General features: G+C 32.6%; 13 protein-coding genes and 1 pseudogene. 11 read left to right on the forward strand and 3 right to left on the reverse strand.

Features of this window, described 5'->3' with window-relative positions:
- The first annotated feature begins 120 nt into the window (after positions 1 to 120).
- Complete coding sequence (locus B2S90_RS05305) at positions 121 to 873, forward strand: hypothetical protein (protein ID WP_055234261.1); 753 nt, start codon at positions 121 to 123, stop codon at positions 871 to 873.
- 29 nt (positions 874 to 902) lie between these two features.
- On the opposite strand, the gene B2S90_RS05310 is transcribed toward B2S90_RS05305, so the two are convergent.
- Positions 903 to 1,598: a polysaccharide deacetylase family protein gene (locus tag B2S90_RS05310; protein WP_238703726.1), complete on the reverse strand. Its 696-nt coding sequence runs from the start codon at positions 1,596 to 1,598 to the stop codon at positions 903 to 905.
- Between the two features lie 60 nt (positions 1,599 to 1,658).
- A complete protein-coding gene (locus tag B2S90_RS05315; protein WP_055234260.1) occupies positions 1,659 to 2,132 on the reverse strand; it encodes a phosphatase PAP2 family protein in 474 nt (157 codons plus the stop codon).
- A 91-nt stretch (positions 2,133 to 2,223) separates the two neighbouring features.
- Here B2S90_RS05315 and ychF point away from each other — a divergent pair, with 91 nt between their 5' ends.
- The 9 genes and pseudogenes from ychF (at position 2,224) to B2S90_RS05360 (ending at position 7,993) form a co-directional block, all read left to right on the forward strand.
- Positions 2,224 to 3,324, forward strand: a complete 1,101-nt coding sequence (ychF, locus tag B2S90_RS05320) for a redox-regulated ATPase YchF (protein ID WP_286696655.1) — start codon at positions 2,224 to 2,226, stop codon at positions 3,322 to 3,324.
- A complete protein-coding gene (srtB, locus tag B2S90_RS05325; protein ID WP_055234258.1) occupies positions 3,324 to 4,043 on the forward strand; it encodes a class B sortase in 720 nt (239 codons plus the stop codon). The genes ychF and srtB overlap by 1 nt, the downstream gene beginning before the upstream one ends.
- Positions 4,044 to 4,084: 41 nt before the next feature.
- Positions 4,085 to 4,717: a 2-C-methyl-D-erythritol 4-phosphate cytidylyltransferase gene (gene ispD / locus B2S90_RS05330; RefSeq protein WP_055234268.1), complete on the forward strand. Its 633-nt coding sequence runs from the start codon at positions 4,085 to 4,087 to the stop codon at positions 4,715 to 4,717.
- A gap of 122 nt (positions 4,718 to 4,839) precedes the next feature.
- Complete coding sequence (gene rpsF, locus B2S90_RS05335) at positions 4,840 to 5,130, forward strand: 30S ribosomal protein S6 (protein WP_055234257.1); 291 nt, start codon at positions 4,840 to 4,842, stop codon at positions 5,128 to 5,130.
- A gap of 16 nt (positions 5,131 to 5,146) precedes the next feature.
- Positions 5,147 to 5,635: a single-stranded DNA-binding protein gene (gene ssb, locus B2S90_RS05340; protein ID WP_006505607.1), complete on the forward strand. Its 489-nt coding sequence runs from the start codon at positions 5,147 to 5,149 to the stop codon at positions 5,633 to 5,635.
- Between the two features lie 15 nt (positions 5,636 to 5,650).
- On the forward strand, positions 5,651 to 5,881 hold the full coding sequence (gene rpsR, locus B2S90_RS05345) for a 30S ribosomal protein S18 (protein ID WP_006505606.1): 231 nt from the start codon (positions 5,651 to 5,653) through the stop codon (positions 5,879 to 5,881).
- A 162-nt stretch (positions 5,882 to 6,043) separates the two neighbouring features.
- Positions 6,044 to 6,670 (forward strand): annotated as a pseudogene (locus B2S90_RS05350) (helix-turn-helix domain-containing protein); the annotation flags it as partial.
- Between the two features lie 122 nt (positions 6,671 to 6,792).
- Positions 6,793 to 7,341 (forward strand): ATP-binding protein, encoded by a 549-nt coding sequence (locus B2S90_RS05355; RefSeq protein WP_278780244.1) that lies wholly within the window; start codon positions 6,793 to 6,795, stop codon positions 7,339 to 7,341.
- A gap of 79 nt (positions 7,342 to 7,420) precedes the next feature.
- Positions 7,421 to 7,993, forward strand: a complete 573-nt coding sequence (locus B2S90_RS05360; RefSeq protein ID WP_278780242.1) for an RpiB/LacA/LacB family sugar-phosphate isomerase — start codon at positions 7,421 to 7,423, stop codon at positions 7,991 to 7,993.
- Between the two features lie 200 nt (positions 7,994 to 8,193).
- On the opposite strand, the gene B2S90_RS05365 is transcribed toward B2S90_RS05360, so the two are convergent.
- Positions 8,194 to 8,388, reverse strand: coding sequence for a hypothetical protein (locus tag B2S90_RS05365; RefSeq protein WP_278780240.1), 195 nt, complete (start codon positions 8,386 to 8,388; stop codon positions 8,194 to 8,196).
- 255 nt (positions 8,389 to 8,643) lie between these two features.
- On the opposite strand from B2S90_RS05365, the gene B2S90_RS05370 reads away from it, so the two are divergent.
- The coding region (locus tag B2S90_RS05370; protein ID WP_286696656.1) for an ABC transporter ATP-binding protein at positions 8,644 to 9,134 on the forward strand (491 nt) is incomplete at its 3' end.

A 9,134-nucleotide genomic window follows, 5' to 3' on the forward strand; every position in this document is an offset into this window, starting at 1 on the left:
CGGATGAGGGATGCCCATTCTTAGAAATGGTTCGACCGCCCCTCCAGTTATCCTTTTTTTATGCTCCATTTAGTAAGATGGAGTCTTTTTTAGTATATAATATATGAAAGGGGTGATTTTATGGACATACTACTATCACGTATTATTCGTTATCTCAATGGTGTGATTATTGACGATAAACAATATCGTACTGCCTTATTCATGGTAGAACACTATCAAGAATTAAGATGTAAGACATTAGAAGAAATTGTGAAGGAATCTGAGTATACAGAGGAAGATATAATGACCTTTATTGGATACTTAGGATATCATGATTATGAAGACTTTAGAGAAAGACTCATGATGGATCAGGATCTTCGTTCAAGTCAGATGCAGTTAAGACTACTCCATACTGATATTGATGGAATGATCAGTTCTCTTCATATCTCAGGTTCAAAAGAAGACTTCTTGAATCTTGTTGATCACTTAGCTGAAATTATTTATGAAAATGGAAGAATCATCCTAGCAGGAGGCTATTCACCACTTAGTGTGACTGTAGACTTTCAGACAGATATGATCAGCATGGGTAAACAGGCAATTGAATATCATCAATTTGATAAGAATTTCAAGTTCAAAGATACTGATGTTGTTTTCTTCTTAACTGCTACAGGGCGAGCTTTGAGTCATGTATCTAAATCTTTAAAAGAAAAGGGTCTATGTAAATCACATATCGTCCTCATGACACAGAATATCAAATATAAGAATTATGATTCTATCTGTGCAGATGATGTCGTACATGTATTAGGTACATTTGATGGTATTGAATTCAATTATCAGATTATGCGTTTATTTGATTTGATTCGTATCCGTTACTATACAAAATATTTTATTTAACACAAAAACGAGAGGTTTTATGCCTCTCGTTAATTGTTGATACGTTGATGACTGACAAAGTCAGTATGTTCTAAAGTTTTAAAAGTATAGCCATTTGCCTGATAGTATTCAATAATTGCAGGTAATGCCTGTACTGTTGTTGTTTTAGTGGCTGTATCATGCATTAAAATACAGACACGTGGTAGTCTTGACTTAGAACTTTCAATAATACGTGCAGGATTTACTGAACGTCCAGTCGCATCATTAGAAGATACATTCCAGTCATAGTACTTATAGCCTTTCTTTTCTACTTCCTGTGCAACCTTAGCCATAATTCCCTGTGAATAATGTCTTGATACCGTATTTGAACTTCCTCCAGGGAAACGGATCAATTTGCTGGTACGTCCTGTTTGTTCTTTGATGATTTTCTCAATATTACCTAAATCCTCAAAATAAGTTTCTTCACTTTGATAAATACTATACTTATGTGTATAACTATGTGCACCAATGGCATGTCCTTTTAAATAAGCTGTACGAATATAGCTTTGATAACGGGCATTTTCACCCGTTACAAAGAATGTCGCTTTCACATTATATTTATCGAGAATATCTAATACTTGAGGTGTGTTATGAGAAGGCCCATCATCAAAAGTAAGATAAACTTCCTTCACTTCATCAGCATGTACAGGACTATAAACAAGACTGATGAGAAGCATGAAAGCTATCGCAATATTTATCTTTTTCATGATCACATCTCCTTTATCGGATACTATTATACACACTTCTCTGTGTAATAGTTATGTATTCTATAAAAGTTCAATAATAAGACTGAGCACCATACCAGCAGTCACATCACTGATATGATGAAGACCACTTAAAACCCTTGTAATGGCAGTTAAAAATGCGAATATAAGCATCACTATACCAATATATAAATCAAAATGGATCGCAGTAAATGCGATAATAAAGGCACTTGCAGCATGTCTAGAAGGGAAAGAACATCCTTCACGATGTTCAAAGAGTGGAGTCACTTCTAAGTAGTCATAGGGACGTGATTGATTAATCAGTTTTCTAATCACTGTCACAATAAGAAATGAAGCACAAGGCTTAATAATCGCATAAATGAGATAATCATCATGAGTCATATAGAAACCAATTAATAACATCACATAAGAAGCCATCATGATATATTTTAATGCGATTGTAAGAAATCCTACCACTTTTTTATAAGTAGGATGAGACCATAAAAATTGATTGAGTCTTTCATATATATTATTCATGTTATCACCTTCCCCATTATACCATTCATTCATTGCATTTTGATGTTAGTTATAATAAAATAATGTAGATTAAAAGGAGTGAATATAAATTATGTCATTAACTGCAGGAATCGTTGGTTTACCAAACGTTGGTAAATCTACATTATTTAATGCAATCACAAACGCACAGGTAGAAGCAGCTAACTACCCATTCGCAACAATTGATCCTAACGTAGGTGTTGTTGAAGTGCCAGATCATAGATTAGATGATCTTGCTGCAATCTTTAATCCAAAGAAGACTATCTATACTACATTTGAATTTACAGATATTGCTGGACTTGTAAAAGGTGCCTCTAGAGGTGAAGGCTTAGGAAATAAATTCTTAGCTAACATCAGAGAAACAGATGCAATCTGTGAAGTAGTAAGATGTTTTAGAGATAAGGATATTACTCACGTTGATGGTTCAGTAGATCCAGTACGTGACGTTGAAACAATCAATCTTGAACTTGTAATGGCTGACTTGGAAACAGTGGACAAGAGAATTGGTAAGATTGAAAAGAAAGCTCAGACTGGTGATAAAGAAGCTAAGGCTGAAATGGCAGTATTAGCACCATTAAAAGAAGTATTAGAAGCTGGTAAGATGGCTCGTACGCTTACTTTTAATGAGGAAGAAATGGTTTATGTAAAACAGTTCAACTTATTAACTACTAAGCCTATGATCTATGTAGCGAATATGGGTGAAGAAGATATCGAAGATCCAGATTCAAACCCATACTATATTGCTTTAAAAGAATATGCTGCAAAAGAAGGATGCGATGTTGTTCCTATCTGCGCTAAGATTGAAAGTGAGTTAGCTGCATTAGATGCAGAAGATAAAGCTATCTTCATGGATGATTTAGGTATCAAGGAAAGTGGTCTAGATAAGCTTATTAAAGAAACATATGCTTTATTAGACTTAAAGACTTTCTTTACTGTAGGACCTGATGAATGCCGTGCATGGACATTTACTAATGGTATGACAGCACCAGAAATGGCCGGTATTATTCATACAGACTTCCAGAAAGGTTTCATTAAAGCTGAAACTTATACTTATGATGATATGATGCAGTATAAGAGTGAAGTGGCTTTAAAAGAAGCTGGTAAGATCAGACAGGAAGGAAAAACTTATAAAGGACTTGATGGTGATATCATGTTCTTCAAGTTTAACGTATAATGAAGATTATTAGACGTATTCTTCTTGTAGTATGTTTAGCTGTCTTTCTATATAGTGCAGGTAATCTTTTAAATATTGGATATAAATATCATAAGTTGGATTCTGATAACAATAAGCTACAGGAAAAAGTCGTAACTGAAGTGAAGCAGGATTCACCACTAGATAGAAAAATTGATTTTAATCAATTAAAGAGTATTAATGAAGATATTATTGGTTGGATTTATATTCCTAATACAAATATCGACTATGCTTTATTGAAAGGAAAAACAAATGATACATACATTCATACAAACTATGAAAAGAAGTATTCATTTGGAGGCAGTATCTTCTTAGATGAAGATAATAATGCATCATTGACTGATAGTAATACAATTATCTATGGTCATAATATGAAGAATGGTGCAATGTTTGCGAATATTAAGAAGTTTGCGGATCATGATTATTTTATTAATCATCCTGAAGTATATATTTATTTACCAGATGGTAGCATTAATGTATATTCTGTCTATAGTACAAAGATCATTGATGCAACAAGTGATTATTACTTGAAGGATATTGATTATGCAAGTTATGTAGCTAATGCGAAATCATCCGCTAAACAATCAAGAGATGTAGATACACAAAATGGGGCACCATTATTGCTTTTATCTACTTGTTATGCGCCTGATACAACAACACGTAGTGTTTTATTTGCTAGACTAGAAAAGAACGTAAAGTAATTTACGTTCTTTTTGATATAATGGAATAGAGGTGATTCATGATGTATAGCGCAATTATATTATGTGCAGGAAGTGGTAAGAGAACAGGTCTTGGTTACAACAAGATGTTCTATCAATTACAGGGAGAGACTGTATATGAAAAGACAGTGAATGTCTTTTTACATGATAAGAGATGTGAAGAGATCATTATTGTATGTAAGAAGGAAGAACAATCACATTTCAAGAAACTATTAAATAAGAAATGTATGAAGTTTGTAGAAGGTGGAAAAGAAAGACAGGATTCTGTTTATGAAGGATTAAAACATGTCACAAGTAATTATGTAATGATCCATGATGGAGCAAGACCTTTTGTGAAAAAAGACCTTTTAGATCGTTTGGTAGAAGGTATGGAAGAACATAAGGCAGTACTTGCAATGGTGCCATGTAAAGATACAATCAAGCGTGTGAAGGATGGTAAGGTAGTAGAAACACTCATTCGTTCTGAATTGATGCAGGCGCAGACACCACAGGCTTTTGATACAGTACTTATTAAAAATGCATATAAAGAAGCCATTGAAAATAATATCCAGGCAACAGATGATGCATCTATGTTAGAATTACAGGGAAAAGATGTTTATGTCGTAGAAGGTGACTATGACAATATTAAAATCACAACGAAAGAAGATCTAAAATAAGTAAAAAAACTTCGATTTATCATTGCTTTTTTGATTTTCTTGTGATAGTATGAACGAGCATGTAAAATATTACTGCCTGTCTAGAAGTATTCTAGACCGTTAAGACCAAAGGAGGTAAAAAAATGAACAAGTATGAAATTATGATGATTTTAAAACCTGACTTAGAAGATGATGCAAAGACTGCAGTATTAGATGGTTTTAAAGCAATCTTAACTGAAGGTGAAGGTGTTGTTGACAACGTTGACACTGAAAAGTTAGGCTTACGTGAACTAGCTTACGAAATCAAAGATTATACTAAGGGATTATATGTAGTAATCGATACTCATACAACTCCAGAAGCAATCGCTGAATTCGAACGTTTATCACGTATCAACCCAAGCGTATTACGTCACTTAACTTTAAGAAGAGACTAAGAAGAGGTGAGGGCGAATGCTTAACCGTGTCGCATTAGTCGGAAGACTTACAAGAGATCCTGAATTAAGAAGAACAGGTAATGGTACAGCTGTAACAAGTTTTACTTTAGCAGTTGATCGTAACTTCTCAACAAGAGATGGTCAGGAAGCTGATTTCATTAACTGTGTTGTATGGAGAAAACCTGCTGAAAATGTTGCACAGTATTGCAGCAAGGGTTCACTTGTATCAGTCGATGGTCGTATACAGACTCGTAGTTACGACAACAATCAGGGCCAGAGAGTTTATGTGACAGAGGTTGTCGCTGATTCAGTTCAGTTCTTGGAAACAAGAGCACAGAGAGAAAGAACTCAGCAGAGTGCACCTATGATGCAGCAGCCTACAATGACTCAGCAGCCTAGACAAAACAACAATGACTTCTATGATATGAAGACAGTGGATCTAGATAAAGATTTTGATGATTCAGTGAATTCATATGATATCATGGAAGACGATATTCAATTCTAACAGGAGGAAACAACAATGGCTTTCAGAAGACAGAGAATGGGTAGAAGAAAAGTTTGCTACTTCACTAAAAACAAGATTGATTACATTGATTATAAAGATGTTGAACTTTTAAAGAGATTTATCTCAGCTAATGGTAAAATCATCCCAAGACGTGTAACTGGTACAAGCGCTAAGTATCAGAGAAAACTTGCTAGAGCAATCAAGAGAGCAAGACAGATGGCTTTATTACCATACGTTGGTGAATAATTAAATCTACAAAGATAACCTCAGGAAACTGAGGTTTTTTTGTACTTAAAAATATATTATTTTTAGGTTAATTATTGATTAAATTGTTTTATTTGGTCAAAATAATTATAATATATATACGGGGTGACTCAATAAACGGAAAGATATTTTGAAACTGAAAAAGTAGAATTAAAACGTGAATTAATAAGTGAAATTAAAGATGAAATTATTGCTTTTTTAAATAGCGATGGTGGGACTATTTTTGTTGGAGTTGAAGATGATGGGACAATTATAGGTTTTAATGATAATAAAATAAAAGATGACATAGATTTAAAACTTGGCAATTGGATTCAAGAGTCTTTTTTTCCAAAACCATCTGGTTTGATTCAATATTCTTTCAATAATGATAATGTTTTAGAAATCAATATAAAAAAAGGAAAAAACAAACCCTATTATCTTAGGGAAAAAGGGCCAAAACCTTCAGGTGTTTTCATTAGAGTAGGGAGAAGTAAAAGAAAAGCAACAGATGATGAAATACTTCATATGATTACGGAGTCTCATAATTATAGTTTTGTAGAGGATATTTCAGATGAACAAGAATTAACCTTTAAGGCACTAAAAAGAACTTTTGAAGATAACGATATTGAATTAACATCACGTTTGATGAAGTCTTTAGGAATTATAAATAAATCTGGACAATTTACAAATTTAGCCTATATTATTTCTGATCAATCAGACATTGTTGTTAAATTAGCGGAATATGATAGTAATATGAATTTTAAAATAAAAAAAGTTTTTCTGGATCTTTAGTTACAATTCTTAAGAATGTTGAAGAACAAGCGGAAAGACTTAACGATTTAAAAGTTGTCATTGATGGAAATACTTTTAAGAGAATTGATACAAAATCATATCCAGGTGTAGCTATTCGTGAAATGGTGATGAATGCAGTATGTCATGCAGATTACATTATTCGCTCGAATATTAAAATTGAGTTTTTCCCAGACAAAGTAAAAATTACAAGCCCAGGAGGAATATTTGATGCCTCATTAGATGATATTATGAATGGTGTACAGACATATCGTAACCCTAGATTGGTTCATATTTTTGATAAATTAGGAATGATTGAAAACTTTGGGACAGGTATACCTAGAACGATGTATAGTTATAAAGATTATGATGTGAAACCTGAATTTAAGGCAACAGATAATTTCTTTATTGTAACATTACCAAATGTGAATTATTTAGGTGACCAAATAAATGACCCAATAAAAGACCAAATAAATGATATAGGTCTAGAGATTTTAAAAGCGATTAAACAACATCCAGGAATTAAGGTCCCAGAGATAGTGAATATACTTTACGAAGTTGATCCATCTATTACAGCAGATAAAGTTAGAAATTCGATAAAAAGAAATCTAACTAAATATGTTGAACATAAAGGTTCAAACAAAACGGGAGGATACTATCTAATAAAAAAATAGCATTTGAAAATAAACACTTGATGATTTATATAAAATTCATAGAAAAAATGATAAAGAAAAAATCAAAGGGGTAAAGATAATGAAGATAGCAGTTGTACAAGCAAGTTCACAGATATCTAAAAATAATATGCTATATAGTTATACTAAAAAATATGCAAAAGATGCTGATGTTATTAACTTTGGATGCTTTTTGGATGACGAAGAAAAATATTCATATATAGAAATATCAATTTTAATAGGCATGTTAATTGATGAGAATGTCGTTGACTTCGTTGTTACTGGGTGTTCTTCTGGTCAAGGTATGATGCTTGCTTGTAATAGTATGCCTGGCGTATTGTGTGGTTATGCATCAACACCTAAAGATGCTTATTTGTTTGCTCAAATAAATAATGGTAATGCTATATCTTTACCACTAGGTGAACAGTATACATACATAGGTGAGGAAAACTTAGAAATGACATTAAAAACTTTATTTTCTGAACCTTTTGGAGGTGGCTATCCTGCAAGTGAAGCACACAGAAAAATAGCAGATTCAAAAATGTTGAAAGAAATAAGAGCAAAATCTCAACGAGAATTTAAAGAATTTCTTAGTGAGATTGACCCTCTATTAATAGAGAAACTTAATCGAAAGATTAAAGCTGTTTTAAGTTAATGAATATTAGTAGAAATTTATATCAGTAAAATACCATCTGTTTAGCACATCAAAAAACAAGGCCATGTTTGGTTGATTTTACGTGAAAATGGCTTATAAAACATGAGTTTATACGTGATTTATACGTGAAAGATTCTTTAAACTTAATTAACAATTGTATACGATAAATAAAAATAGCCCTAAAAATATATTTTTTCAATTTATTTTAACGATTTTATGCCAGATAAAACGTTAAATAAACGATTTACTTTATGTTGATTATTAATTGGTACTAAAATGGTACTATTATTCATTTCTTCAAGTTTATTAAAAAGTTGTACTTGTTTGTCAGAATAAAGATGACTATATGTTTTTAGTGTTGTTTCAACTGTATCACCGATACGATCTGCAATCATTAAAACACTATCACCCAATTCAATTCATGATGAAATGTGTGCTTCACGTTCTAAGGGATAATTCTAGGACACATAATTATAACCGGCTTATCTGTAATAAAAACAAAAGGATGAAAAGGTATGAAACTTATATATGCTACATATAACTATACTGTATGGTGTAGATACAAGTAGAAAGAATAAATAGACTATTGACTCTCCCCTTTAGGGGAGATGATAGAATCCTTCTTGTAAAGATAACAAGGAGGATTTTTTATGAATGAACAATGTATTCAAGTGAAAAATCTCACAAAATCATTTTTAGGAAGAAAAGTAATAAATGACCTTTCTTTCGAAGTGAACAAGGGTGAGGTGTTTGCGCTACTTGGTCATAATGGGGCAGGAAAAAGTACTACGATTGATTTGCTTTTGGGACTGAAATGTCCAGATTTGGGAAAGGCAACGATACTTGGAATGGATGCAGCAAAACACAGAAAAAAGGTATTTGAAAAAGTTGGGGTTCAACTTCAACATACCGAGTATCAGAATATGATGACGGTGGAAGAAGCCTGCATGGAGTATGCTTCTTTGTATCAAAAGCCATCAGATTACAAAGTGTTATTGGATTCGTTTGGATTGTCTGATTTGAAAAAGAGTTATATCAATAAACTGTCTGGTGGAGAAAAACAGAAGCTTTCTGTTGTCCTGGCATTGATTGGGAATCCAGAGATTGTATTTTTGGATGAATTAACAACAGGTTTGGATGT

The organism is Catenibacterium sp. UBA627 (genome assembly GCF_002299355.1).
Taxonomy (GTDB): domain Bacteria; phylum Bacillota_I; class Bacilli_A; order Erysipelotrichales; family Coprobacillaceae; genus Catenibacterium; species Catenibacterium mitsuoka.

Bases quoted from the DNA above. Each gene is read 5' to 3' on its own strand.
- ispD (WP_055234268.1), top strand. From the start codon at position 4,085: ATGTATAGCGCAATTATATTATGTGCAGGAAGTGGTAAGAGAACAGGT.
- B2S90_RS05355 (WP_278780244.1), top strand. From the start codon at position 6,793: ATGGTGATGAATGCAGTATGTCATGCAGATTACATTATTCGCTCGAAT.
- rpsR (WP_006505606.1), top strand. From the start codon at position 5,651: ATGGCTTTCAGAAGACAGAGAATGGGTAGAAGAAAAGTTTGCTACTTC.
- B2S90_RS05310 (WP_238703726.1), bottom strand. From the start codon at position 1,598: ATGAAAAAGATAAATATTGCGATAGCTTTCATGCTTCTCATCAGTCTT.
- ssb (WP_006505607.1), top strand. From the start codon at position 5,147: ATGCTTAACCGTGTCGCATTAGTCGGAAGACTTACAAGAGATCCTGAA.
- B2S90_RS05305 (WP_055234261.1), top strand. From the start codon at position 121: ATGGACATACTACTATCACGTATTATTCGTTATCTCAATGGTGTGATT.
- rpsF (WP_055234257.1), top strand. From the start codon at position 4,840: ATGAACAAGTATGAAATTATGATGATTTTAAAACCTGACTTAGAAGAT.
- B2S90_RS05365 (WP_278780240.1), bottom strand. From the start codon at position 8,388: ATGATTGCAGATCGTATCGGTGATACAGTTGAAACAACACTAAAAACA.
- ychF (WP_286696655.1), top strand. From the start codon at position 2,224: ATGTCATTAACTGCAGGAATCGTTGGTTTACCAAACGTTGGTAAATCT.
- B2S90_RS05315 (WP_055234260.1), bottom strand. From the start codon at position 2,132: ATGAATAATATATATGAAAGACTCAATCAATTTTTATGGTCTCATCCT.
- srtB (WP_055234258.1), top strand. From the start codon at position 3,324: ATGAAGATTATTAGACGTATTCTTCTTGTAGTATGTTTAGCTGTCTTT.
- B2S90_RS05360 (WP_278780242.1), top strand. From the start codon at position 7,421: ATGAAGATAGCAGTTGTACAAGCAAGTTCACAGATATCTAAAAATAAT.